Genomic DNA, 237 nt, shown 5'->3' with positions numbered 1-237 from the left:
TTCTTAACGAGTTGTGGTGCGAAAGAGCCTTCACGGTCACGAGGGGTATCGAGTTCAAACTCGCCATCTTCAGTTTTAACCCGTTTGCTGCTCTTACCGTTACGGCTATTGGTTGATGTGTGAGCTTACGGCAAGTTAGCGTAACTCACCATCAAAAATATGCTTGAGTCCAGAATTTAGTCTATGCGTTGTGATTTATAGTTCCAAGGCAAGTAAAGTTCTGGGTTTAATCGCAAT

At 43.5% G+C, this 237-nt stretch carries 1 pseudogene; it reads right to left on the bottom strand.

What is annotated here, in order from left to right:
- Positions 1 to 110, bottom strand: a pseudogene (locus HC733_RS22840) (transposase); the annotation flags it as partial.
- Between the last annotated feature and the right edge of the window lie 127 nt (positions 111 to 237).

Source organism: Pseudoalteromonas sp. S16_S37, from assembly GCF_014694405.1.
In the GTDB taxonomy this organism is placed as follows: Bacteria; Pseudomonadota; Gammaproteobacteria; order Enterobacterales; family Alteromonadaceae; genus Pseudoalteromonas.
Note: the sequence above shows the minus strand (reverse complement) of the source record. Positions and strands in the feature narration are given on the sequence as shown.